The sequence below is a fragment of the Candidatus Tisiphia endosymbiont of Melanophora roralis genome (assembly GCF_964026575.1).
Classification (GTDB): domain Bacteria; phylum Pseudomonadota; class Alphaproteobacteria; order Rickettsiales; family Rickettsiaceae; genus Tisiphia.
Map to the genome: position 1 here is coordinate 159,020 of NZ_OZ032161.1, position 23,843 is coordinate 182,862.

General features: G+C 34.6%; 24 protein-coding genes and 2 pseudogenes. 6 read left to right on the plus strand and 20 right to left on the minus strand.

Annotated features, from left to right (window positions below):
- Window positions 1-11: 11 nt before the first annotated feature.
- Together tilS and AAGD53_RS00755 are read right to left on the minus strand one after the other, a co-directional pair.
- Complete coding sequence (gene tilS / locus AAGD53_RS00750; protein ID WP_341762901.1) at window positions 12-1,448, minus strand: tRNA lysidine(34) synthetase TilS; 1,437 nt, start codon at window positions 1,446-1,448, stop codon at window positions 12-14.
- A complete protein-coding gene (locus AAGD53_RS00755; RefSeq protein WP_341762902.1) occupies window positions 1,448-1,855 on the minus strand; it encodes a hypothetical protein in 408 nt (135 codons plus the stop codon). Before AAGD53_RS00755 ends, tilS begins: the two co-directional genes overlap by 1 nt.
- Window positions 1,856-2,117: 262 nt before the next feature.
- Between AAGD53_RS00755 and AAGD53_RS00760 the strand changes: the two genes are divergently transcribed.
- Window positions 2,118-2,798 carry a palindromic element RPE2 domain-containing protein gene (locus tag AAGD53_RS00760; protein WP_341762903.1) on the plus strand — a complete coding sequence of 227 codons (681 nt, stop codon included), beginning with the start codon at window positions 2,118-2,120 and terminating at the stop codon, window positions 2,796-2,798.
- A gap of 177 nt (window positions 2,799-2,975) precedes the next feature.
- On the plus strand, window positions 2,976-4,016 hold the full coding sequence (locus tag AAGD53_RS00765; RefSeq protein ID WP_341762904.1) for a transposase: 1,041 nt from the start codon (window positions 2,976-2,978) through the stop codon (window positions 4,014-4,016).
- On the opposite strand, the gene AAGD53_RS00770 is transcribed toward AAGD53_RS00765, so the two are convergent.
- Genes AAGD53_RS00770 through AAGD53_RS00785 form a run of 4 tightly spaced genes read right to left on the minus strand, consistent with a single transcriptional unit; the run spans window position 3,988 to window position 9,104 of the window.
- Window positions 3,988-6,723, minus strand: coding sequence for a hypothetical protein (locus AAGD53_RS00770; RefSeq protein WP_341762905.1), 2,736 nt, complete (start codon window positions 6,721-6,723; stop codon window positions 3,988-3,990). The two genes, AAGD53_RS00765 and AAGD53_RS00770, sit on opposite strands and share 29 nt — an antisense overlap.
- Before the next feature lie 12 nt (window positions 6,724-6,735).
- Complete coding sequence (locus tag AAGD53_RS00775) at window positions 6,736-7,758, minus strand: hypothetical protein (protein ID WP_341762906.1); 1,023 nt, start codon at window positions 7,756-7,758, stop codon at window positions 6,736-6,738.
- Between the two features lie 16 nt (window positions 7,759-7,774).
- Window positions 7,775-8,344 carry a hypothetical protein gene (locus tag AAGD53_RS00780; protein ID WP_341762907.1) on the minus strand — a complete coding sequence of 190 codons (570 nt, stop codon included), beginning with the start codon at window positions 8,342-8,344 and terminating at the stop codon, window positions 7,775-7,777.
- Between the two features lie 55 nt (window positions 8,345-8,399).
- Window positions 8,400-9,104 (minus strand): hypothetical protein, encoded by a 705-nt coding sequence (locus AAGD53_RS00785; RefSeq protein ID WP_341762908.1) that lies wholly within the window; start codon window positions 9,102-9,104, stop codon window positions 8,400-8,402.
- A gap of 312 nt (window positions 9,105-9,416) precedes the next feature.
- On the opposite strand from AAGD53_RS00785, the gene AAGD53_RS00790 reads away from it, so the two are divergent.
- Window positions 9,417-9,593, plus strand: coding sequence for a hypothetical protein (locus AAGD53_RS00790; protein ID WP_341762909.1), 177 nt, complete (start codon window positions 9,417-9,419; stop codon window positions 9,591-9,593).
- 86 nt (window positions 9,594-9,679) lie between these two features.
- Here AAGD53_RS00790 and AAGD53_RS00795 read toward each other — a convergent pair whose 3' ends face one another.
- The 4 genes from AAGD53_RS00795 to AAGD53_RS00810 form a co-directional block, all read right to left on the minus strand.
- Window positions 9,680-11,323 carry an IS1634 family transposase gene (locus AAGD53_RS00795; RefSeq protein WP_341762910.1) on the minus strand — a complete coding sequence of 548 codons (1,644 nt, stop codon included), beginning with the start codon at window positions 11,321-11,323 and terminating at the stop codon, window positions 9,680-9,682.
- Window positions 11,324-11,468: 145 nt separating this feature from the next.
- Window positions 11,469-12,371 (minus strand): hypothetical protein, encoded by a 903-nt coding sequence (locus AAGD53_RS00800; protein ID WP_341762911.1) that lies wholly within the window; start codon window positions 12,369-12,371, stop codon window positions 11,469-11,471.
- A 105-nt stretch (window positions 12,372-12,476) separates the two neighbouring features.
- On the minus strand, window positions 12,477-12,791 hold the full coding sequence (locus AAGD53_RS00805) for a hypothetical protein (RefSeq protein WP_341762912.1): 315 nt from the start codon (window positions 12,789-12,791) through the stop codon (window positions 12,477-12,479).
- Between the two features lie 50 nt (window positions 12,792-12,841).
- On the minus strand, window positions 12,842-13,975 hold the full coding sequence (locus tag AAGD53_RS00810) for an RNA-guided endonuclease TnpB family protein (protein ID WP_341762913.1): 1,134 nt from the start codon (window positions 13,973-13,975) through the stop codon (window positions 12,842-12,844).
- A gap of 103 nt (window positions 13,976-14,078) precedes the next feature.
- Between AAGD53_RS00810 and tnpA the strand changes: the two genes are divergently transcribed.
- The gene (gene tnpA / locus AAGD53_RS07695; protein WP_410521124.1) at window positions 14,079-14,348 is read left to right on the plus strand and encodes an IS200/IS605 family transposase; all 270 of its coding nucleotides are present in this window, start codon (window positions 14,079-14,081) and stop codon (window positions 14,346-14,348) included.
- Here the strand turns inward: tnpA and AAGD53_RS00815 are convergent.
- Window positions 14,316-15,157, minus strand: a protein-coding gene (locus AAGD53_RS00815; protein WP_341762384.1) for an IS5 family transposase whose coding sequence is annotated in 2 segments (ribosomal slippage) — window positions 14,316-14,785 and window positions 14,785-15,157 — 843 coding nt in all. Because the reading frame shifts where the segments join, the coding sequence is not laid out codon by codon here. The genes tnpA and AAGD53_RS00815 overlap by 33 nt on opposite strands.
- Window positions 15,158-15,221: 64 nt before the next feature.
- Here AAGD53_RS00815 and AAGD53_RS00820 point away from each other — a divergent pair.
- Both AAGD53_RS00820 and AAGD53_RS07700 read left to right on the plus strand, forming a co-directional pair.
- Window positions 15,222-15,392 (plus strand): annotated as a pseudogene (locus AAGD53_RS00820) (transposase); the annotation flags it as partial.
- 30 nt (window positions 15,393-15,422) lie between these two features.
- Window positions 15,423-15,539: pseudogene (locus AAGD53_RS07700) on the plus strand (transposase); the annotation flags it as partial.
- Between the two features lie 62 nt (window positions 15,540-15,601).
- On the opposite strand, the gene AAGD53_RS00825 reads toward AAGD53_RS07700, so the two are convergent.
- The 9 genes from AAGD53_RS00825 to AAGD53_RS00865 form a co-directional block, all read right to left on the minus strand.
- Window positions 15,602-15,766 (minus strand): hypothetical protein, encoded by a 165-nt coding sequence (locus AAGD53_RS00825; RefSeq protein ID WP_341762914.1) that lies wholly within the window; start codon window positions 15,764-15,766, stop codon window positions 15,602-15,604.
- Complete coding sequence (locus AAGD53_RS00830) at window positions 15,763-16,215, minus strand: phage capsid protein (RefSeq protein WP_341762915.1); 453 nt, start codon at window positions 16,213-16,215, stop codon at window positions 15,763-15,765. Before AAGD53_RS00830 ends, AAGD53_RS00825 begins: the two co-directional genes overlap by 4 nt.
- A 318-nt stretch (window positions 16,216-16,533) precedes the next feature.
- A complete protein-coding gene (locus tag AAGD53_RS00835; RefSeq protein WP_341762916.1) occupies window positions 16,534-17,325 on the minus strand; it encodes a hypothetical protein in 792 nt (263 codons plus the stop codon).
- Window positions 17,326-17,329: 4 nt separating this feature from the next.
- Entirely contained in the window at window positions 17,330-18,232 is a 903-nt protein-coding gene (locus AAGD53_RS00840; protein WP_341762917.1) for an Rpn family recombination-promoting nuclease/putative transposase, read from the minus strand.
- Window positions 18,233-18,299: 67 nt separating this feature from the next.
- Complete coding sequence (locus tag AAGD53_RS00845; RefSeq protein ID WP_341762918.1) at window positions 18,300-18,563, minus strand: hypothetical protein; 264 nt, start codon at window positions 18,561-18,563, stop codon at window positions 18,300-18,302.
- Window positions 18,564-18,570: 7 nt separating this feature from the next.
- Entirely contained in the window at window positions 18,571-20,151 is a 1,581-nt protein-coding gene (locus tag AAGD53_RS00850; protein ID WP_341762919.1) for a portal protein, read from the minus strand.
- Window positions 20,144-21,505 carry a hypothetical protein gene (locus AAGD53_RS00855; protein WP_341762920.1) on the minus strand — a complete coding sequence of 454 codons (1,362 nt, stop codon included), beginning with the start codon at window positions 21,503-21,505 and terminating at the stop codon, window positions 20,144-20,146. Before AAGD53_RS00855 ends, AAGD53_RS00850 begins: the two co-directional genes overlap by 8 nt.
- A 241-nt stretch (window positions 21,506-21,746) precedes the next feature.
- On the minus strand, window positions 21,747-23,177 hold the full coding sequence (locus tag AAGD53_RS00860) for a hypothetical protein (protein ID WP_341762921.1): 1,431 nt from the start codon (window positions 23,175-23,177) through the stop codon (window positions 21,747-21,749).
- Window positions 23,155-23,691 (minus strand): hypothetical protein, encoded by a 537-nt coding sequence (locus AAGD53_RS00865; RefSeq protein ID WP_341762922.1) that lies wholly within the window; start codon window positions 23,689-23,691, stop codon window positions 23,155-23,157. The genes AAGD53_RS00860 and AAGD53_RS00865 overlap by 23 nt, the downstream gene beginning before the upstream one ends.
- Window positions 23,692-23,843: the final 152 nt, after the last annotated feature.

The following is a 23,843-nucleotide window of genomic DNA, read 5'->3' on the forward strand; positions in this document are numbered from 1 at the left end:
CTATGACTCACCTAACAGAAATGCGTAAAACGCGATATAAAATTGGGAGAGAAAGAAACACTAAGACTTCTCCTCAAACCTTGGTCATTATAATACGATATATGGGGTATGGCTATAACTTTTTCAAGTATCTTGACTACTGGTAGGGTGAATAAAATAGCTATATGATTGTTAAAACTTGCGTCTTTCAGTATTTTAAAATCTAAATCTTGCCTTATTTTACTATAATCCTTGATCGTTAGGTTACTGATCAAATAGCCTGAATTATTAGACCTCTTGTATAATTCTACTCCTGCTGGTAATTTGGACGTCGGGGCTAGACTCGAATCCTCACATATGTTTGAGTATGATGTGGTTCTGTGTTCCGGATCTCCTGCAAATTCCTGAGCTAGAGCGAATTCTAAAAGAGGTCTATTGATATAGAAATGAAATCTACCATCCCATGAATCTACATTATTAAGCCTAATATCTATAGGTAAATTCCTACCAAATTCTCGGTAAATTATTAGATTATTACTAATTTTTTTAATCACGCAACCATGGAGTGTCTTAATAAAGTCTATTTTTTGTTGTAATAGTTCTGTTATCATACTTATTGAGCCTGATCTACTAGTGCGGTTCTTACCGCTAATAATGATAAGTACAAAACTGATTACCTGTAGTGTTATTGCACTAGAAAATTCTGCAAACTTTAATAAATTTACAGTAGCAAAACCAAAATCATAAATTTTTACTGATTCTGCGATGCAAGCAATCAATTCCGGTTGCCATTTCTCTTCTACTACTTGGTTAATTCTAGATTGTTGAGAAGTTATTTGATTCTTTATATATTCTCCTTCTAGGGATAGCTTTTTTCTAATGATATTTCGTTGATATTTATCAGATTTATTAGATTCATCTTCAAACCATTTTATATTATTGGTAACTAAATATGCAATTAACTGTTGTTTCGGAATGTTAAACAATGGTCTCACTATTTTAACATTATTATACCAATTAATATTGCTAGCACTAAGTCCAAATAGACTACTTTTTTTTTCTAATCTCAGACAATAATTTTCAATATAATCATCCAAGTGATGTGCTGTTAAAATTGTCAATATATCTAATTTGCTACACAAATCAGTCATTAATTTATAACGACCTTCTCTAGCCCTTGCTTGTAAATTAGAAAAATTATTTTGGTGATCGAAATGAAGCTGGTGATATCTATGTCCCAATTTATGGCTTAAGTCTCGTACATACTCATGCTCCAACTTAGCCTGCTCTCGTAAATGATGATTAACTAACATTACTACTAGCTTAATACTATTAGTGCTAGCCCATTTATGTGTTAACATTAAAAGGGCTATGGAATCAGAACCACCTGAGATAGCCAATGCGATAGACCTCAGGTGAGGTCTATCAACTAGCTTTTCAATATTCTGCTGAAATTGTTCATAAAGCATTATTTAGGCAAATCTTTTTTGTCAGATTTTTTCTCAATAGAGCTAGTATCCTCTTGGTTTTTATCTGAATTTTTGCTTAAGGATAGTATTCTTTTTTTATAGTCTCGTTCTTTGGCAAGATAATTTTGAGCTTCTTGTGAGATTTTTTTATATAATTCACGTTTTTGGCCATTAATTTTAGCCACTTCTATTCTATATTTTGTTATTTCTTCTCTTAGTTCTGCTGAAATTCCCGCAGCATAAGACTTGAAATCATTCTCAATTTTTTGTAATTCATCATTAGTGCCACTACTACTAATATTAGTTTTATTGGCATTTGATTTTGCAGTTGTTGTACTTGCTAAGCTATTTGAACTTAGTAATAGTAATCCTATTATAGTAGTAATTAATCTATTTTTTTTTATCATCATATGCTCCTAAAATGTTTTTATATATTTTTTGCTAAACGTGAAATCTAGCAAAATTTAATATACACTATAATAATCCTATTTAGTCAATCATAAAGATACTGAAATAATCTTTTTAACAGCAAATAATATCATAATTTTTAATATATTATTATATTTAGAATATTAGCGATTAAATATAATAATTTCATTTGATATTAATCGATATTTTATGTAAAGTAGTTGAATGCAACAAATTTGTTAATGTACAAGGAGGAAGAATATGGGACGTAACAAACATAATCAGGGAGACTGGGCTAATCATTTCCGAAAATATAATTTTTCAAAACAAGATAAACCTCTTTCTAAAGAAGTAGAGCCTCTTAAGTTATATACAGATAAAGATATGCTGTTATTGACAACTCTTTCTATGATTCGTCCTAACTCGATAGATGATAAAGATAATCTGTCAGCACATTATATTGCAAAACGTGCAATAAGTGAGGGTTACACAAATGCTGGTTATACATTAGAAAATACTACTACTCCTAAACATAATACTCCTGAAAAATCAACTTCTCACAATCAGGATATAGTCAATTCAGGAGGATTTGGTGCTAGGAGCGATGGAGCGACGCCTATATGTAATAGGCGAGCGATCGAAGACGACGTCACCAACTTCTCATCAATTGACTATAGTGGGACAATAATGTTAAGCATAGGTAGCACAGCTACTGGTTGTGTTATTATAGGTTTTGTTGGGATTGCTGCATGCAAAGCATATAAAAGTTTTGGCAGTAAGAACAAAAACGTTAATCACCCAACAGAAGTATGTAAAAGTTCTGATAGTAAGAACGAACATGTTGATTACTCAGTAGATACTAACTTGTCAATAATAACAATACCACTAGAAGAGATTCAAGATATATCTTTAGCAGGTAATACAACAACGCAGGTAGAATAGTAATAAAAATAAAGACCTCTTGCATAATTCTACTTCTGCTGGTAATTTGTGCGTCGGGACTAGACTCGAATCCTCACGTACGTTTGAGTCACACTACTGGACAAAAGAGATGGGGTGGTTGCAAGAGCTAGTAAATAGAGTATTTTAGATTGAACACAAAAAAATCTGTGGTGCTCTATGTTACTAGCCGAATTACTATATAATCATTTTGAGATGAAAGATACAAGACTAAACACGTTCAAGGGCATAATAAAATCATTAATGTTGTGTCGAGGAAGCAAATATAAAAATATGGCAGAAGAAATAGAAGGAGATAAATTATTAGATTCAAAAATAAAAGCGGTATATAGATTTCTTCAAGAAGACAATATCAATATTGATGATTATTATAAGTATATGAAAAATTATATTCCTCAAGGGAAAGTGGTTTTATCAATAGATAGAACCACTTGGGAATTAGGACAGGAGATAAGAAATATATTAGTATTGTCGGTATCATATAATAAAATTGCTATGTCATTAATATATAAAATAATTCCTTATAAAGGAGCATGTACGGCAGACGATCAAATTGCAGTAATATCGAAATTTATAGAGGAATTTGGTAAGGAAAAGATAGAGGGAATATTAGGAGATAGGGAATTTGATAATGAGAAATTAATTACCTATCTTCACAATAAAAATATTAATTATGCATTAAGGGTGAGAAGGACAAATAGAATAGTTAATAAAGAAGGTCAATGGATTAGGATCGATAGCATGAAAGAAATAAAGATAAGAAATTTTTCTACAAGGTTTTATTCTGTCCCAGTGAAATTTGATCATATCAAATTAGCAAGCGGAGAATATCTATCGATAGTGTATAGTAAGAACATGTCAAACGGATCTGAAATATATCGGAAGAGATGGGATATCGAGGCAGCCTTTAAAGGGTGCAAAAGTAATGGTTTTAGAATGGAAGATACGCATATAAAGAGTAAAGTGCGATTAGAGAATTTTATAAAATGTTTATTTATAGCATATGCAATGGCAATAAAAATAGGAGCAATTGGAGAGCAAGAGCAACCGATAAAAATGAAGAAAACGCTAGGATGTAGGAGTTATTCTGTACTACAGTTAGGTATAAGATCAATTAAACAAGCTTATAGTCGTTCTAAGCAATTTTTTGATTCCTTAATCATAAAATTGTTTAAGTTGCACTTTGTGCAACCAACCTAACCTTTTTGTCCAGTAGTGTGACATTAGAGTACGCTGCGGGTCGAGGTTCCGCGTCTCCTTCAAATCCCTCAGCACAAGCGAGTTTCGAAGCAGGGCTAATAGCTGGGTCTTTAATTGCTAACTCTTGTAGCTCCTTGGTAAAAGTGCTTTTGATTGATTGTAGCATTAATTCAGGATTACAACCCATACTCTCCATCACCCCGATACTCCGACCTAGTATATTAAGGTTACTAACTATCGAATCAGCAATGAAGGATCGACTTTTAATTAAAGGGCTAATGAGCTTGTCAACAAGGTCATTTTGTACGTAATTACCAAACTCCTTCTGATATGTTAACCAAGCTTCTGCCGATTTAAAATGTAGTTTCCTACTAGCCGACACCACATCAGCTACGTTACTTCCTCTAATGTGAGTAAATGCTATATTTAAATATTGGTCAGTATCTTTTAAATGAATACTACTAGCAAGATTATTAAATATTGCCTTATGATCTATTTTCTCATTTAGTTTAGCAATTTTTTGGTGATCAAGTAGCGGATGGATGAATTTCAACCATGCCTCATAACCAGCTTCTCGAAGTTTAAGACTGTTATGCTCTTGTTTAGTAATATAACCCTCTAACGGTATTATATTACTACCGGCTAGATTAGCTCTATTGATGGCAGCTGTTTGCCATTTATTGATTATTTGAGCTACTATTATTGCCCTCTCACTCCCTGTCGGATTTTTATCAGGATGGCTGATATTCCATAATTCCTGTATTATGTCCTTTTCATAAGCAATATTTCCAAACTCGCGATCTACACCAGCTTTTTCTAAATCTCTTGTAATGCCATATAACAGCTCTTTAGCAATAGTTTGTTGCCGTAAATCAACCTGCCGTAAATATTCTTTTATTGCAGCAATCTTATTGTCATGATTTCTAACAAATCTCTCTATGGTAGCCATCTTGATTAAATTCAGGGCATTATTTCTTTTTTTTACAAACTGTTCCTTCTTAAAATCATCAATGAACATATCTATTTGTTTGTCTCTCTCTAGCAAATCCAATCTTTTCTGTCCAACAAATTCTTTATGGATAGTTTTTAGCTCATCCACTAACTGTGGATCGATGAGACTTAGAGTTTTAAATAATTCCTCTAGTTCTGAAGGGTTAGCCTGTTGCTTAATCTTACGTAAGATTTCTTCGGTTCGTTGGTAAATAACATCTTGCTTGTTGCTTTCTGCTTGATAACTAACCTTTTGTTGTTCAGGTAAATTGGCTATCTCAGCTTCTAAAGAAGCTAGATGCTCTTGTAGATTAGGACTGGCATTGTTATTCTCAAATTTCTTATCATCACCATGGTAAAAAGATTCAGCTTTTTGTGGATTCTCAAGATTTATATGTTTGCCTTCCTCTAGCTGTTTTCTTGCTATATATAACTCTTCGGGTGATAAATCATAGCCTTTAGTCTCCCATTGCTGACGTCGTAAATTATTGATAATTTGCTGATCTAATTGTTTTACTGCTGTCAAATATTCCTGAAACTCCGGGTTATTAATATGCTCCTGATATAATTGTTGTAATTTACCTTCTTCCTCTAGTAAAATATCCAAGAACCATCTTGGTATTGCTTCAGTTTTACCATTAGTACCAAACTGATCATGCATATGTTGTTGTAATTCTGCTATTTGCCTCTGCTGGGCAGAATATGAGGGAAATTGTTGCTCGGCTGCCGTAATTAATTGTAACTTCTTTGCTTGTAACTCAGCTAACCTTGATAAAGAACTGTTTCCAATATTAGCATCGGTACTTGTTGGTACTTGACTATCAACTTGCTCAGTTTCTATTATATTCTCCTGAGGAGATGATTCTTTTAGTACAGTGTCAATATTATCTTTTAACTGACTATCAACTATCGGATGTAAGGTCTCAATTTCAGGATGTAGCTTATTTGAATATAAATACAATCTGTCTCGCAAATATTTAGCCGAATAACCAAGACCATGCAAAGTTGCACCAAATAAACCACTTTCTATAATATTAATCAAACTATTTGACAAGTCATAAGGTCTTTGTTCAGTATGTCGTTCATTATGAAGAATTGGCTCGGTAACTCCCTGACCTATAGCCCCGCCTAGCAAATCCTTAACTAATGTTGTTGGAATTTTGCCATATTTTTGGCTAAGTGCCGCCCACATTGCTGGTCTACCAATAGGAATGAAGCTAGCAGCAATATTAATTACTGACAAATTACCAAATACTACCTCAGCTCCAAATTTACCAATAGCTTCAACTAACCCACCTTTACCTGCAGCAATGATATACTCGTTAATTTCTCGCTGCTTTTTTCTCTCTAAAATATCTTCTACTAGTGTTTCGGTAAAATTAGGGTCATATTTTAAACCTGAGTCACCATATTTTTGCTCAAACTCTTCCTTGGTTAATTTATTATTATAAGTTTTAAAATATTCAGCAATATCCTGCAATTCAGGATCAATAATATATTGTGGGTCAAAAGCTCGCCATAAAGTTGATAGGCTTGGACTATCTGCATAAGCTTGCCGGCTAACTGCTCCCAAAACATCCCATGTACTACTGCCTAACAAATCAAAGATACTTTTATAAGATGTATGCTCTGGCAATAAGGTGGAATAGTAACGCGGGTGAATTGGTTCGTTATTTGACCGATAATGTAAGTAACTTAATCTGTCATTATTTTCCATCGTATTAATCTATTAAATATGATATAGTTTCTCTTTCTTGTCATAATCACTATCCCCACCCTTTGGGGCAATTTGTTGTAATATTTCCTGACCTTGGTTGAATGGTAGGTGTTTTATTTGTTGTGAGATAACAAAAGCCTGCTTATACAAAGCTTCTTGGCTTCTAAATTGCAGTAATCGTGGATCACCAGCATTAAAGCTGGCTTGCAGTAGGTTTTCAATGCCCTCAACACGTTCTCCAGTATTTAAGATACTGTGCAAATCGGCATTGATAAGCGAACTAAGTTGATGTTGTCTCAGTAATTGCTGATGATGCAGTAGATTATTTGCTTGATGTTCTAGCTTAATCCTTTGTTCAAACGATAAATCTTCTTTCCATTCAGCAACTATATTGGGATTTAATATAGCATCCGGCGAATGCTTTAAAGTAGCTTGTGCCGCGGCAAATGCTAAATCATGTTTGGCATTAATCAACATTTGATCTCGCTCTTGCGGCAGTAATGATAGAGAATTAATAGCTACTGCAACATCTTGTAAGTGACTAGTATAAAACTGTGGGTTATCATAAGTAGCATTCTTTAACTTTTCGATAACTTCAATTGCTAAATGGTGACGTTTACCATCAATCAGCTTGGCTTCTGTGTGACTTATTTGCCCAGCTAACGATATCCTATAATCATTAATCTTAGCTTGCAACAAACGTTTGGTCAGTGGATTATTAGTACGCTGCAAATAATCATTGGCTCGTTGGTCATATTTACTTAGAAAGTAATCAAGACATGGTTTGTTATTCTCAAGAAAATCCGGGTGCATCTCATCAAATTGCGTTAAACATGTCAGACCACCAGTTTTACTATTGGGGGCTACTTCAATATTACTTTGTGACTGGTTTAGATGCTTGGTGGTATCGCTAAGGAAATCTGACCATAAATGTGGCATTTCTACACTAGCATCTTTCTCTAGCTTACGTGCCAAATAGCCTTTAGCTTCTTCGTTGATCTGATTAGTTACTGCTGCTATAGCTTGCCATTTCATTTTTATACTTCCACAGTTACTTTCTTTTTTCTTCTCCGCTACTCAGTCGTGCTATCTCGCCAAGATCAGATACACCTTTTAACACCGTACCTAATGCTTGCCAAGGTGCGGCTGAGTTAATCGAGCTAATATTGCGGTTAATTGCCTGCTTGTTTAAGTCAATTAGTGCCGTGTTTAAGTTTGATCTTGGTCTTTGATGAAAATACTCCGCCTCAACACTTCTTGCCTTCATTTCATCCATATAAGCCATATGCCTCAGCAACAAGCCAGCTGAATCAGTGCTAGTTATACCAATGCCAGTTTTTAGGATATTATAGCCCAGCTGCTGACGATTATATAACTGCTCTTGCCGTAACATATCCACGTGATAACTTGATATCGCCCCATATTCAGCGGTTCGCTCAAAGAGTTGTTGACGATCAAATTTAAGATGCTCTTGTTGTTGCTTGAGTAAATACTGCTGCTCATATAATGATTGTTTGGTTTTTTCTCTATTACTTCTTAGTTGGGCATAAGTGTTAAGCAAAGACGTCCCCGTAGCAAATACATTCGCACCACTCGAGAAAAAGTTTAGAAAATCAAACATTACATGTCTGCTTTTTTATATTTTAGAAACAAAATTTACAACGCAATGATTATATTCAGTTAGTCATACAATGTTCAGAAGGTATCTCAACCACTTCTCTAGAACCATCTCGTCCCGGAAAATCTTTAAACAGAGCTAATATTAAACATTTGCCAACTATAAAAAAATCACCTATATTACCAATATTTGTAACTTTTCCTTCATATACTTTAATAGCATCATTTCCATCATTATTTAGATAAATATTAAGATCAAATCCAAGAGTATATACAATGTGTGTTGCAACTTCTGTTCCTACTCGTTGCAAAGTCTGTGGAGTATAAGAACTACCAGTGTAATAGGAAGAACCACTATTATATGAACTTATAGATCCTGAATGGTACGTAGTATTCCCTTGCACATAGCCATATACAGGAAAAGATTCTACGATTTTTTCACGGTTAAGCATTCCATACGAAAAATACACCATATAATTTGCTTGCTCTTGATTGTGTATCTCAGTTAATCCACTGTTATTTAGTTGTTCAGCAACCAGCTTCGCATATTGTTGGAATTCAAGGCTATCTTTTTGGTTACCTAAAGGCAATATAATAAATTTTCTTTGATTAATATTAAAATCCTTATGAAAAACAGTAACTGTTGATATAATTTGATGAGTACAACCATTGAGAAAAAGACATAAGAATATTAAAAAGAATAAATTTTGATTTATTTTTTTTAAAAATATCATGACATTTCCTTTATTTTTTAAATAAAACATTAGAATAACTTACCCCTTATAATTTGGCAAGATTTTTGCCTTAGCATAGATTTTAAGTATACTAACCGGGTAGGGCTTATCTACCTTAAAAGTTACATCAATATCGGTTTTGATTGCTCCCCGCATGATGAAATTCATCCAACCTGACTGGTAAGGGGTGGAAAGTACGTCACAAACTTCCTTGGTGGTGGTTGTGGTTAAATATTTTTTGCTCAGTACAGGACAAAGAGATTAAGGAGAGAATAAAAAATAGTAGATAACGCGTAGACAAAGCTCTATTACTAGGTTGTTAAAGACTTAAGAGGCAAGAGAATGATTACAGCGTTATCACAATTAATAGGAGACTACTTTTTTAATAGTTTTGCAAGTATAAAATTAATAGAACAAATAATATTAGGATTACTGCAAGTGAGAGATGTAAATCTTACACAACTTGCCTTAACGATAAAAGGAGACAAGCAAGAATCACGCTACTCATCTTCGAGATAAATATGAGCAAAAATTATGCTATAGAAGTAGATTGTCATGCGGTGTGTGGGACAGAAAATTAAATTTTTGTTACTGACTACATTTTATCATTTTGCAGATTTTGTCATTTGGGGCATCGTTAAATCAAATAAATTGAATAAATTTTGTTGAAACTCGCTTAATTTTGGTAATCTTGCAACTTTGCAACCCTTGATTGTGTAATATAAAAAACATACTTTATCCAGCTCTCTTAATGCTTCCTCAATGGTCACATTATATTTACCATCCTTGGTTACGCCACAACCTTGTTTCAACTTATTTTTCATATAGTGCCATATTTTTAATGCCAACATACAAACAAATACATGTCCCTTCGTTCTGTTGCTTTTCCTTAAAAAGATCGGTCTTACTTCGAGTAATCCTGTCTTCATACTGCTAAAATTCGATTCTACTTCATGTAAATTATGGTAAGCTTTATCAACCAATTCTTTACTCATCAGTTTAATTTCAATCTGTGTTTCAATCGCATAACAACCATCAAGAGCAAACAACTCTTTTTTCTTATCTTGATCAATTTCAACCACTATTTGGTTGCCATCTAATTTTAGGTTGATAAATTTATCTATCCGCCATTCTTTGGTAATTTTTTGAATATTATTTAAACCAAGTTCTAGCTTTGCTTTCTTATGGGTTGATACATATATATTACGCTCTTCAATCTTTGCAACCAATTTTTCAACTCGGGTATTCCTATCAAACTCAACTTTTCGGGCTATAGAACCATTTTTCCTTAAAATATATCTTTTGCCATTATTGGTTACTTCGCATAGCTGTTCTGCAAAAAAACTATATTGCAAAACTCCGCTTTTCTTTAAGCTTTCAATCTCAACTTTACTTAAGGTTGTAATATAGTCCCATCCTTCTTTGCTCAGGGCTTCTTTGCTTGTCCTCTTAATCATTCCTTTATCACCAACAAAGACGATATTCTTAATACCAAAATTAGATTTTACTAGCTCAATCTGCTCATAAATGGTAGAAGGATCAGCACTATTACCCTTAAAAACTCTAACAGCCAAAGGTTCGCCATGATCATCAGTTAATAGACCAATCACTATTTGCTTTTTACCCTTCTTTTTATCCCGATTGTACCCATATTCCGCAAGTTCATTCTCTGTTCCTTCGAAATAGCTGGAAGTGACGTCATATAAAAGCATAACAGGCGGCTTGTTATTTTGCTTTTGGTAAGTTTTAAATAATTTCAACTCGATCTTTTCTTGATTCTCTTCTAACCATTCCAGAGCCTGATATAAATGGTTTTCATTAAATGAATCGACAGATAATACATCAGATATCGCCTGCGATTTTGCCCATTTCACGCTGGAAAGCCTAGACCCTTGGTGAGCAAAGCGTGCTAAAACCAAAAATAAACTCAACAAAGCTTCTCTACTTTTGGTTCCAAGAGCCTTAGTAATACCAATTTCATCAGCAATTCTTTTTAGTAGAAAAATAGTCCCAAAACTTTCGCCAATTTCAGGCACTCCATCTACACCATCAAAGTCACCTTTAAGCATCTTCTTAAAAGCCTCAATACGCAACTCGTCCCAGTTAGTTAAATTAGCTAGGGTTTTATGCAATACTTTTTTGCCTTCGCGATAAGAAGTGCGAAGCAATATTGCCGGACGAGAATTTCTATTTGGAACAGTTGTAATATACATGAATAAGATTATATCTTCTAATTCTAGCCATGTCAAGCAAAAAATATCATTTACATGGCTACAAATCTTATAGCAAAATCCTTATAAACCTCATTCTTTAGGTGTTTTAAGCACTTTTTCGTCTAGAAGATGAGTAGCTAGGTATAAGATCAATTAAATTTTTACTTCGATTATCACCTTGTTAATCTCTTTGTCCTGTACTGAGAAAATCTCCCTTATAACTTGCCCAAATTGAATGAATATTTTTATTAACCCCAAAGCACCATAATCGGTTTTCAAAAGTAACCACTGAAGTACAATATAACTTCTCCTTATTGGCTTGGTAGATATTGCTTTGTCCAGCTGACTGGCTAGCTGCTCGTTGGTGAATAGCTTTTAGCTCATCGTTAATTTTGTCTACCTCTGCTCCGTAGATTACTTCATTAAAAGGTTTTTGTATTAAGCGTTCTCTTTGGTCACTTCGTCCTGTCGAAAAATAGTTAACATGACATTTCAATGCTTCAATGATAAACATCTTATCTTTGTTAGGGAATAGCTCATAGCTGCTACTGGACGCTATCTCAGCTCTTTCACCATATTCTACCTGTCTCTTTCTTGCCTGCTCTTCAATATGTTGGTAAAATTGCTCGACAATTTCCGGGTCAATGGAGAATTTAAAGATTGGTTGCTTCTCACCAAAGGAAATATAAGCAATCCCTTGAAAAACTACGTAAGAAAAATCTTTAGGACGAAAATGAAAATTTTGCCCTTCATCCTGTATAACTTTACTAGTTAACAACAATTCACCACCAACAAAGAATAAGCAACGAGTTTCTAGCTGATGCGATTCAAAAACCAGCAAGTAGGATAATTTCCTTGAGAACATTACTGCTGCCATTTTCTTTGGCACATTATCAGTGAACAAGTGAACAAATTGTGTACCGTGTCTACGCATAATGCCACCTGATGGCAGCAGCATGAAGTTAATCAACTTCTTAACTCCGTTCTGATACAAAGCCAGCTCGGTTCTCCCTTCAATGGTGGGAGTTAGCTCACCACCTGAGAAGTTATTTTTTTGCGAATATACAAATTGCTCTTGTTGCATAATATTTTTTTATTATTAGTAGTTATTCTAATATTAGATATTCTATTTAAAGTTACATGTCAACAAATTATTTGCTATTTTTACGCGTAATGTAAAAAATTTTTTTCATACCTCACCGGAATTAATTAAATTATAATCGGCAGAGTACAGTCTTCTTGTTTCTTCTAATTTGATCAAATATTGTTTCTTTAGTCCATCAGTAAATACACTATCTGAATACATAGCAAATGATACTTGTGAGGCTAAGGACAAAGACGCTAATAACTTAAAGCTGCTTGGCACTTGTTGCCAAGTAGTGTTATCGTCATTTAGCAAATTATCGATAATTTTCTTTGAATAAAAAAACAGTGAGGTAAGTTTACCACCTTTAAAGAAAATCTTACCTGCTTCGGTGTGAATTACCAAAAGGCTAAAGACCATTTGGCTTCTTGGTTCAATGCTCCTTGTTAGAACGGGCAGCTCCCCAAGCTTTAGACGGTAATCCCTACCGCCTGTAAATTGTTTAGACCTTGATTTAGTATATTTATTGATGCGTTTAAATCCCGGTCTAATTGAGTACCACAACTTGAACAACTCCATGTTCTATCTTTTAGTGTTAGTTGATCATTAACAAAATTACAAAAACTGCACATTTTGCTAGAAGGAAAAAACCGATCTATTATATGATAGGCTCTATCATTCCACTTACTTTTATATTCAAGTTGTCTATGTATCTCATGCCACGCTACATCGCTAATTGCTTTAGCTAACTTATGGTTTCGCATCATACCTTTAACATGTAGATCTTCTGCAATTATTACTTGGTTTTCGTTGATAATTGCTTTAGTAATTTTATGAATATAATCGCTTCTAGTATTTTTAATTTTCTCGTGAACAATAGCCACTTTATGCTTAGCTTTTTTTCTGTTATTGCTTCCTTTTACTTTTTTTGATAATTGTTTTTGCTTATATCTTAACTTGTCCTCTAAATTAGATAATGATCTGATATTGTGATACTTCTTACCGTCAGAACAAATTATTAGGTCTTTTATTCCTAAATCGATACCTATTGATTTTTCTATTAACGAAGAGGTTTGTATTTCTTTCTCAACAATGATAGAAATGTAATATTTATTTGTAGTGCTTTTAGATAATGTTGCTACTACAAATTTACCTTGTAATTTTCTATGTTCTTCAACTTTTATTCCCTCATTAAATTTAGGAAAGTGTATTTTATTATCCTCTAATTTAAAATGTTGTGGAATTGTAAAAGACTGCTTAGCATTTTTATCCTTAAAATTAGGAAAAGCATGAGTCTTCCTAAAGAACATTCTATAAGCACTATCAAGATGCTTTAAGGTTGCTTGTAGACTTTGAGAATTACAATCTCTTAACCACTCTTTTTCTCGTTTTAGCAAGGTTAGTTGTTTGGCATTATCGTAATAATTTAAATTACCTTTTATCCTTTTTGCTTCTATTTCTTCTTTATTTTTTAAATAGTGTTCCTTTCTTTCGTTTAAAAAATAATTCCATACAAAACGCACGCAACCAAAGTGTTTAGAGAGTAATTGCTTTTGCTCTTTAGTCGGATATATTCGATATTTGTAAGCGAAATTAGTTTGCATTATTATTAAATTATACTATCATAGCATATAGTATAATAATTGTGGTATGATGTCAAACTATATTTCAAAAAATAGATGTAAATATAGCATAAAAATGCACTTAATGTTTGTTTGTAAATATAGAAAAAAGCTTTTATCTAAAGCGATTTCAGATAATATTAAACAAATTATTTTTGAGGTATCTAAAAACTCTTCTTTCTCGATCGACATCATCGAAACTGACCAAGATCATATTCATATATTATTAAATATCACTCCTCAATTTGCTATTAGTTCTATTGTTAATCGCTTAAAATCAATATCTACATACAGAATATGGAAGTTAGAGCTTGTCCGCAAACTAAGTAATAGAAGTAATCCTACGAAGAAGTAATCGACTCATAGCCAAAAAAATTATATTTTCACTAGAATCAGTAAGAAAATCATATTCCTTGGAGAGCCTTCTATTTCTATTTATCCAAGCAAAGCTTCTCTCAACAACCCATCGCCTTGGCTGTACTTTAAACCCAACTTCCCTTGTTGGCAATAGTTCTAGTGGTGTATTTTTTGGTATCCAAAATCTGCACACTGGGCGTTTAACAATTTCTAAATCTATGTTATACTTTTCCTTAATGAGACCCTTTAAATCTTTAGACTGATACCCCATATCAGCCCACATTTGTTTAATAGTAGTGTACTCTTTTTGCATGTTACTGAGTAGCACTGTAGCTCCGTATCGATCATTCTCATTCGCAGAACCGACATAACAACCTAATACAAAGCCTTGTGTATCGGTAATAATATGCCTCTTTCTGCCCTTAATTTTCTTAGCTCCATCATAACCTTTAGCTCCCCTTTTTCTGTTGTCTTGACAGACTGACTATCTATTATGCAAGCACTAGGATACTCATTTCTACCTAATTTTCGTCTAACATCCTTGATAAGTTCATGGTTCATACGTTCAAATACACCTTGCTTCTTCCATCTTCTAAATTGTTCATATACTGTCTTCCAAATTGGAAAGTCATGCGGCATATATCTCCACTGACACCCAGTACGTAATACATAAAAAATTGCATTCAAAATCTCTCTTTTGCTATGTTTTAAAGGTCTACCTCCCTTTACATACGATACTTGAAACAAACCCTCTATCCTTAACCATTCTTCATCTGTTAAATCTGTTGGATAATTTTTTCTGCTCATTCTTCTATACTTCTTACTAATAATACTTTGTTCACTTCATCATACCTTAATTTTAGTTTGCGGACAAGCTCTTAAAGTACAGCCAAGGCGATGGGTTGTTGAGAGAACCTTTGCTTGGATAAATAGAAATAGAAGGCTCTCCAAGGAATATGATTTTCTTACTGATTCTAGTGAAAATATAATTTTTTTGGCTATGAGTCGATTACTTCTTCGTAGGATTACTTCTATTACTTAGTTTGCGGACAAGCTCTTACACTATGAATATTTAAAACAACAATTTTGGAAAGAAAATACTTTTTGGTCGGATGGTTATTTTGTTTGCTCGATTGGCGAAGCTAATTCCGATACAATTAGACGATATATTGAAACTCAAGGTAAGTAACGCCTTACATCCCACATGCTAAAGACATATGGGTTTTACGGCGTTATTTATAAATTTTGTAGTTATGCATCATCCTCATTCTCACTCTCAACAATACCACCACCAAAGTTATCGTCCTCAATGTCACCATCACCAACATCAACAGCACCATCAGCAAAATCATCAGCATCAACACCACCAAAATCATCACCAACATCAGCAGCAGCACCGGCAGCCGCTCTTCTCACGCTCTTCTCATGTTAAGCCCTCGTACCCTAGTAGCTAAGTTATTGTTAGCCATTACTGCTAAATTATTATCATTGATATCCGCCTTATTATCAACATTACGACACTGACTACCAAACATCTGCCATGGCATTGTTATGCTATGTACACCTCTTCGGTGATTCTTTTTCGCTATTTCTTCCCACAATGCCCCTTGATGGCTGCTACGATCGTAATTCTCTAAACATTTAATTACTACTACTGCTTGTTCATTATCACGGCTAGCTCCAAAGGCTTCACTATAATATAGCACCTTGGCATAATGATATTGTACTAGCTCTTCAATGCCCTTCTTGTTAGAACCACTGACCGTGTTAAATCTTATAGCTCCTTCATTAAAGGCATAGCAGTCCTTAACAGCATATCTAGATTGAACCGCATCCCCAGTATCATCAAATATACCACCCAACATCTCACTAGTAATAAAGGTAAATCCTAAGAAGCTTATATCATAATTTAAAGATATAAGAACCTAGGCTGATATTTTTGGCAAATTGTTCTTTAAGACCATCTGTTATTTGTTCCATTTTTCCTCCTCAAATAATCTATCAATATTTAAAGTGCTATATCATTTATGCTAGAATGTGGTTGTTGTCCGCTATGCAGCTAACAAGCTTTCGGGTATATATGCTATTAGTGGCTCTTTTATGATAGGTTATTGCGAAGTTGCAGCCTTAAATGAGTTGTCACCTACTTCATGACTTTAATGATTGGTTAGTTACGTTATTTTTTATTGTTTTTTATCATAAGCGATCTTATATAATTGTTGCATACGTCTAACAGCTTGATCATGTCCCGTATGGTCTTTAGTCCTTAATTTTACCATAAACTCAGGGTCAGAATCAAGTTTTTCTATCTCTGACAATGCAGCTTCCCGGCTATTAATTGCAGGTAGCTCTTTACCAGTTACTAACGAGTCGGATTTTAAAGTTTCACCAACCCTAACTAACAAATCTACTAAAGCTGGCGAGTAATTGGAATCTTCAATTAATTCAGCTAGTTCTTTAGTACCAAACTTAGACAAGGCTGCCTGCATCACTGTCATCTTACTGTCAAAACCTTCACCATAAGTGTTTTTCAACCAACCAATGTGAGAGTGACGTGTTTGCTCGATAGCATTTTTTTGCTGTTTTTGTAAATCCTGCGAAAAACCATGCAGAGAATTAAGTAGCTTCTCACCTTGCCTTTTAGATAGTCCGCTTTGGTAAAACATATCTTCATAACGAGTTAAATACTCCTCATCTTCCTTGGATCGTTTATCAGTATATCTCTTATCTTCAGGCAGTCCAAGTCGACAATAAAATTTATGCCACTCTTCATCAGAGCTGTCATCCTTTGGCACGGCAATTCGTTGATTCAAGCTCTTTTCTGCTCCCAAATAGCTCTGAGCTAAAGATGAGACATCCTTGAATTTACCCAGTGACTCAGCTTTACGTATTTCCTCAGGCATATTAGCTAGCCAATCGCTAGCAGAGGAAGTAGGGTTAGTTTCATAGTTATTGGCAATTAATTCTTTGCTCATCGTATTATTCTTCTTTTAACTGTTCTATTTTTTCAATGGTTAGTTTTGTATATTTAACTATTTTTTCTATTGGCTCATTATTAATTAACATTTCTTTTGCCATGGCTATAGCTTTTTTTTCTTCACCTTCTTCCCTACCTTTTTCAATCCCTTTTTCAATCCCTTTTTGCTCAGCTGAAACTATATAATCACGTTGTTTTAAGGATTCATTGACATATCTATTATAAGCTATACGTTCTTTTGTAGTCATTTTTAGGATGCTAAGTCGTTCAGCTACTTTCTTCATATAAGGTGATTTAAAATCATCTCTAACCTCATTGTGTTTAGCAAAATATAACCATTCATCCATTTCCTTTTTTATAATATCGTCAAAAAGTGGTACGGAAATAACAAAATATTCTGGAAATACATTATGAATATCCACTACCTTACCCTCTGTATCAGCAAGATGCAGGTCTATAGGATGTTCTCTATCGATTTCTCTAAAAATAGTTTTACCGTAATATAAAGGCGATTTCATACCTGCATAAGCAAAATATATTAAGTTGATATGAAATACTTTTTTGATGCTAGCATAATCTTGACTCGCATAAATACTATCAACAATCAACCGGCTAGTATTAAAGCAAGCTTTATGGAGAAACAAGCTAGTATAAGTGCGATCTATCTCAACAATATATTTATGACCTTGTTGGTCTTCAACAACAACGTCAGCAATGCTTTTTTTTAGGTCTACACTTTCTTTATTACTTTCACTCTCCAGTAAGGCAATGATTTTTACTGCTGAATAGCCGCCGGCATCTCTAAGTATCGCCGAAATAAATCCCTCGACTATCTCATAGTCACCTTTGTTCTTGAGTAAATATTTAATTGCATAGTCCAACGATATCAGCGGTTTACTGCTCATAAGTTATCCTCATTATAAAAAATCACATTTGTCTGTTTAAAAACTATTTTTTTACTATTGTAAACTACTACTCTATTTTAGCACCATCAATATTATTAACTCCATCATCTTCTGAGACCTGCGAGCATATATATAGGAACAAAGATCGGTGTCCTTCAAGAAAAGCAGTGTAATCACTTTCTTGTCGAACAAAATTGCTGCGATATATACCACTCATTTGAGCTAAATCCTCTAATATTATTTTACCATCTTCTCCACTAAAAAGCTTGCAATAAATTGATTTTAATTGTTCTTTTGTTCGTAAATTTGATGGGGATGATGATAGTTTCATGTACTCCTTACCCTTGTATCTGTTGTTGCTGTTGTAATTGTTGCATTTGCATCATCTTACGTTGTTGTCTGATTTGTAATACTTCTTGTTCACTCTTGAGGATTGAGCTTGGGGCTTCTCGTAGTTCAAAAAATAGTTTAAAACACTCATCCCAGTTAATATTATCATAAATCTCAGGAAAAAAGTTACTTATACCACTTCTTTGGAAAAAACCTAATACTTGTTCAACGCTGGCTATTGCTGATGTTTTTTGTACCCTAGATAGTGGTGAAACATATCCAATCTCTATCTCAGGTGGGCTATTTGCCCCCTCTAAGATCGGTACTCTGTTATATTTGATTAGTGTTTGATATATCGCCATAATTAACGGATTTAACAACTCACTCTCAATTCTTCCAACCATCGGGGACATTAAACGGTATTGTTCTTCCGTTCTAATTTGCACCTCAGTGGCAGTCATTTCTTTGTTTTCTTTCTGCATTCTGAATATATCAACATAGAATGCCTTAAATATAGCATCGCGGCATTGATTCTGCTCGATTTCAGTCGGTAGGATATTCTCCATACCAGTTAGGGGCATTATTTTATCTGCCATACCGTTACGATAGAAATTAACACTGCCCGGCGTAGTGTATAGCGGTAAGTAATATCCATCTTTTGGCACTAATAATGGTGGGTCTAGTTGTTTTTGGGCTACTTTTAGGGTAATTTGTCTTAAACTATTGAGTAATTTAATATCAGGTAGCACATGATGAGCCGGAGCATAACCATATACTTCACCTTCTTCTTTTACCCACCGCGTTACAAAAAATGGGAAATAAGAATAACCTGATTGACTGATAATTTTTTGTTCAGCGAGATAGATGTACTCTGAACTATAGGGCAGTAGCGATGAGCTAGATGTTGAAGGACTAGCTGTTACCATTGCTCTTCTACCTTTACTTTTCTGATTTTGAGCTTGTGGGCTAACTATGTGCAATATTTCTACTATTTCATCAGGATTTCGGGCTAACCTTTCTTTGAAAGGAGCAAAGTCTACCCATTTCGCTGATGCCGATTTTATCGGCATGCTAAATAGTCGGTACATTGTATTAACAAAACCAAACTTATCCTCTTCAAAATAACATTCCTGCAAATTAATATTACGAAAGAACAGGGTCTGTGCTAATTCTAAATCTTCTTCAACATAGAATATTGCAGTACCAAAAGCTGATAAATTCAAGAAAAATTGATGAATCTGACTATAAAAATTAGAAGCCGGATTATTAAATATATCCATTAGGGTTTTTTCTAGCATTTGGGCTAGCATGTTGCGTTCAGCGGTGGTTAAATATTGCTGTTGCTCATCATTTTCAGCAACTATAGTAAGATTAAACCAATTCATTGCTGGGTTTACCAGCAAGCTTTGTAAACCTGATGCTAATTGCTCTCTTGACCAAATAGAAGTTGAGTCAAATATTACCTTATTAGTCTCCGTTTGTGGACAAACATATTTCTTCAACTCATCCCATATATGATGCCACTTCTCCCGTTTAGTTTTGAGATTATCAAAATATTCAATCTTTTTGTTTAAATCACTATCAGCCATAAGATGTCACCATATTTGTGTTGTAATTGGTACGTGTTGCGTTTGGATTTATGGTTGAGTTTGGGTTTAAATAAGGCTCGCCCAGCTTCTTTGACACTTTCTTGAGTTTCTTAATGAACTCATTATCATATAACACCTCATAGTTATACTTTTTACCGCTAGCTGCCGTCATACTAGGCAAACCAAGGGTTAACCCTTCAATATCCTTAAGCGACACGATCTTGCCAAGAGATTCGTGCAACGGTGGTAAATCTTTTAATTGTGGCACTGACCGCATGCCAAAATGTTCCAACGCTTGTTTTAGACCACCAAGTTCAGGTATGGCTCTTTTTTCTAATCCTGATGGACCGTATCTTGCTATTCGCGACAAATCAGCTCCTATACTTGGATCATTGTTGTTAAGATTAATTCTTTCTAAACCAGCAAGTTTACGACTAATATCGGATTTATTCATATAATGAGCAATACCCACGATCGGGGATAACATTTGGATTCCCGAACCTATCCCAGCAAGTATTGAACCCTCAGCAGCAATCCCTCCTAAGCCTGCCCCAAGTCCAAAAGTTAAAGCTGTTAGTCCCAATCCTTGTGCTAGCCCAGTCACTCTTGCAGATTTTTGATACTTACCAGCTCGCCACTCTAAATCCCTGCCATAGCTATCCAACTGGCTTTGAGCAGCTTCCCCATAACTTCTTAACTGGTTTTGCAACCCTTCAGCATGCGACCGCTGCCTTGTATAGTTAGCAGTGATTTGCTCTTGTCTATTCTGTTCTTGTTTGCATTGTTCAATCATGCTGAGCAATTGTTGTCTAGCATTATCAAAGTTACTAGTATCCTGCGACAATCGATTTTGCTGTGATTGATAGTTAGTAAGCTGATGTTCAAGATTAGCTTTCTCCCTTGTTAGCTGTTGATGCTCTTTGGTGATACTATCCATCGAATGACGTATTTTACTTTCTGTTTCACTACGTTGCTTTTTTAACAATTCAACATCTTGCTGATATTTAGAAATGTGGCTACCGGCTTCCTCTTCGGTTAAACCTTTCAAGCTTTCTCTTCGCTGGGCTACTTGATCATACAGGTTTTGGAATTGACCCGGTAATTGCTCTACCTCGCTTATCTTTGCATCAAGAGCAGGAGCTTTTTGTGTAAATGCTGCAAAAGCTTGTTTTAGCTGATCAGCTGATGTGACCAAACTAGCTCTTTGTGATTCTATGTTTTTTAAGCCACTCTCATATTGTCGAGTATGATAATCTAGTTGGTGTTGCATATCATAGCTTCTCATGCTAGCTTGATACTGTTGCTCCTCTAGAGAGTGTAAGCCCTGCTGAGCTTGTTGCAATTGCTGCGACAAATTATTGATAGTACTTTGTGCTTCACTCGCATAATTACTATAACGATCTCGTGACTCATTATAGAGACGCTTCTGTCTTGATGTATCAGCTCCAGTAATGTACCTGTTCCTAGATGCACCAACCGCTAAAGCACCAAGTCCTAGTAAACCTAATATTGGTCACATATATTACTTTGCCTTAATTATTTATTAATTACCATTATCTATTATTGCATCATCAATTCTTGCTTCTTCTGCTCCATCATCTTTCCAACGCATTGTAATCATTCATTACTTTACGATATTGTAATATATTATATTGCGATTGTTGTTGCTCATTACCAGTTTTAACATCCATGGCAAGATAACAAAAGCTCTCGGTTATATCAGTTGCTCTAGATGAATTAGAATGCACTCCTCTTTTTGTAGCATCAAACTCGAAAAGTCCGTTAATGCCACGTTGACATTTTTGGGCGTCGATGCGGCATTTACTGAGTAGTATTCTTGCCTTGGTTATCATTTCTTCCCGTAAATATTTCCTACCAATAGCAAAAGGCGAGAAGCCTACTTTCTCTGCTACCTCATTAGCTTGTTGTAATCTTGTATCCAAAGTTGGCATTTGCCTTCGACTCATATCATGGGGCAATACATTGCGTCCATATTGATAAGGTCTAGTTCTTAAATGCGTCAAGTAAAACTCTAAATCCTTACCCCTGTTCATATAAAAGTCAATAATATCGATAGAATCTTTTTTTTCTTGAACAAACCAAATAACCGTATAATCAACAATCCCTATATCCCAGTAAGTATGAACCTGATAGGCTGGGTCATATGGCACATAGCCAATACGCCCCTGACTTTCAGCTAGTCGTAACTGTTCAACAAAAGTACCACCTTGATCAGCTCTCTTGTAACGATAAGCAGCAAAGTCACAATAAAACTCTCTTTGAATCTCTTCGTTACTCATGTCGACTGAAGTCAACTTGTTTTTATCAACTAATGGCTGCCCCTCATGATCAGTAGTATCTTCAATAGTTTTTATTTGGCAAAATACTTCCGGACTATCTTGGTATTTCCGGTATAATTCTTCACCATGTACAAGTTTTGGATTATCAGAAGGGGTATACAAATAAAGCAACCAGCCATTATTACGAATTACCATCGGCTCTATAACGCAACTCATAGCTCGTGGATCATGATAAGAATACTCTGAGATAACTGCTCCTTTAATACCACTACCCCTGATAGTGGCATAACGATCGCTACCAACAAACTGAATCACTGAACCATTTTTAAATAATATCCGTTGCTTATATTGCTGACTACGAGCAATAATCCCTTTAGGAATAAATGACATATAAGGACGCCCCGATAATGTCATACCATCCCATATGCTCATTTTAGCTTGATTATAGGTAGGATAGACATACCAATAAATGCCAACTTCTCGAATAGCACTAGCAGTGATCCAGTTAATACCCATAATATCCTTACCAGCTCTTCTATGCCAAATGGCTATAGCTTTCTTACCACCGCTATATAAATACCTCCACAAAGGCAACTGAAATGGATAGGGTGACCAATCCACCGGAAATTTAAGACTTTTAGAAGCAGAGCTAGAAAGCTCTTTGCTGGCTTTAGCTTTACTAATAGTTTTCATCACTTTGGTCTTACTGTCCTTTGGCAAGTGCATATTCTGCTTCATACGATTCTATTTCAAAATTAGTTACATCTATCATCTTTGCTATTTCTCGGGCTTTTGCTGCCTGTTCAGCTTCATCACTATTTTTCCTATGGTAACTAGCATCATGCTTCCTTGTTTGATATTTTTGCGAATTGGCTTTAAGATATTCCAGCAAAGACTTAGAGCAATATTTTTTCTTAGTAGCTATTGCCTGATTATCCTTGTTATAAGTCACTTCCTCATAACCGTTAATTGCCCTATCATATAACACCCCTTCTGCTCTATCTACCGCAATGGCTAAAGCTAAATTGACGCATTTGGTTAAATATTTATCGCTATTAATAACTCGGTGCAACCTAAGTGGTGAAATACAATCAGCCTTCTTAGCTGCAATAACGATGTTACCATGTTCACAAAGATATAATAGGAAATTAGAGATATCATCTATTGAGCCAAACTTACTAATGCTACTAGATGATATCTTTGCTAAATATTTTTCAAACAAACCATAATTTTTGATCATGTACATCTCTTTAAAAATTCCTTATAATTCCCTTTATTATAGCTGATTTTCAGGTTTTTTACCAATTAATTAATTGAAAATATCCCCCTTATATTTTGCAGTGTATCACAACTAAAAATTGCTGTCAATGCTTTATTTTCTATTTTATTGTT

Bases quoted from the DNA above. Each gene is read 5' to 3' on its own strand.
- AAGD53_RS00800 (WP_341762911.1), bottom strand. From the start codon at position 12,371: ATGCAACAAGAGCAATTTGTATATTCGCAAAAAAATAACTTCTCAGGT.
- AAGD53_RS00860 (WP_341762921.1), bottom strand. From the start codon at position 23,177: ATGCACTTGCCAAAGGACAGTAAGACCAAAGTGATGAAAACTATTAGT.
- tnpA (WP_410521124.1), top strand. From the start codon at position 14,079: ATGTTTGTTTGTAAATATAGAAAAAAGCTTTTATCTAAAGCGATTTCA.
- AAGD53_RS00830 (WP_341762915.1), bottom strand. From the start codon at position 16,215: ATGTTGGGTGGTATATTTGATGATACTGGGGATGCGGTTCAATCTAGA.
- AAGD53_RS00865 (WP_341762922.1), bottom strand. From the start codon at position 23,691: ATGATCAAAAATTATGGTTTGTTTGAAAAATATTTAGCAAAGATATCA.
- AAGD53_RS00760 (WP_341762903.1), top strand. From the start codon at position 2,118: ATGGGACGTAACAAACATAATCAGGGAGACTGGGCTAATCATTTCCGA.
- AAGD53_RS00755 (WP_341762902.1), bottom strand. From the start codon at position 1,855: ATGATAAAAAAAAATAGATTAATTACTACTATAATAGGATTACTATTA.
- AAGD53_RS00805 (WP_341762912.1), bottom strand. From the start codon at position 12,791: ATGGTCTTTAGCCTTTTGGTAATTCACACCGAAGCAGGTAAGATTTTC.
- AAGD53_RS00850 (WP_341762919.1), bottom strand. From the start codon at position 20,151: ATGGCTGATAGTGATTTAAACAAAAAGATTGAATATTTTGATAATCTC.
- AAGD53_RS00770 (WP_341762905.1), bottom strand. From the start codon at position 6,723: ATGGAAAATAATGACAGATTAAGTTACTTACATTATCGGTCAAATAAC.
- tilS (WP_341762901.1), bottom strand. From the start codon at position 1,448: ATGCTTTATGAACAATTTCAGCAGAATATTGAAAAGCTAGTTGATAGA.
- AAGD53_RS00835 (WP_341762916.1), bottom strand. From the start codon at position 17,325: ATGAGCAAAGAATTAATTGCCAATAACTATGAAACTAACCCTACTTCC.
- AAGD53_RS00785 (WP_341762908.1), bottom strand. From the start codon at position 9,104: ATGTTTTATTTAAAAAATAAAGGAAATGTCATGATATTTTTAAAAAAA.
- AAGD53_RS00780 (WP_341762907.1), bottom strand. From the start codon at position 8,344: ATGTTTGATTTTCTAAACTTTTTCTCGAGTGGTGCGAATGTATTTGCT.
- AAGD53_RS00840 (WP_341762917.1), bottom strand. From the start codon at position 18,232: ATGAGCAGTAAACCGCTGATATCGTTGGACTATGCAATTAAATATTTA.
- AAGD53_RS00765 (WP_341762904.1), top strand. From the start codon at position 2,976: ATGTTACTAGCCGAATTACTATATAATCATTTTGAGATGAAAGATACA.
- AAGD53_RS00790 (WP_341762909.1), top strand. From the start codon at position 9,417: ATGATTACAGCGTTATCACAATTAATAGGAGACTACTTTTTTAATAGT.
- AAGD53_RS00845 (WP_341762918.1), bottom strand. From the start codon at position 18,563: ATGAAACTATCATCATCCCCATCAAATTTACGAACAAAAGAACAATTA.
- AAGD53_RS00775 (WP_341762906.1), bottom strand. From the start codon at position 7,758: ATGAAATGGCAAGCTATAGCAGCAGTAACTAATCAGATCAACGAAGAA.
- AAGD53_RS00810 (WP_341762913.1), bottom strand. From the start codon at position 13,975: ATGCAAACTAATTTCGCTTACAAATATCGAATATATCCGACTAAAGAG.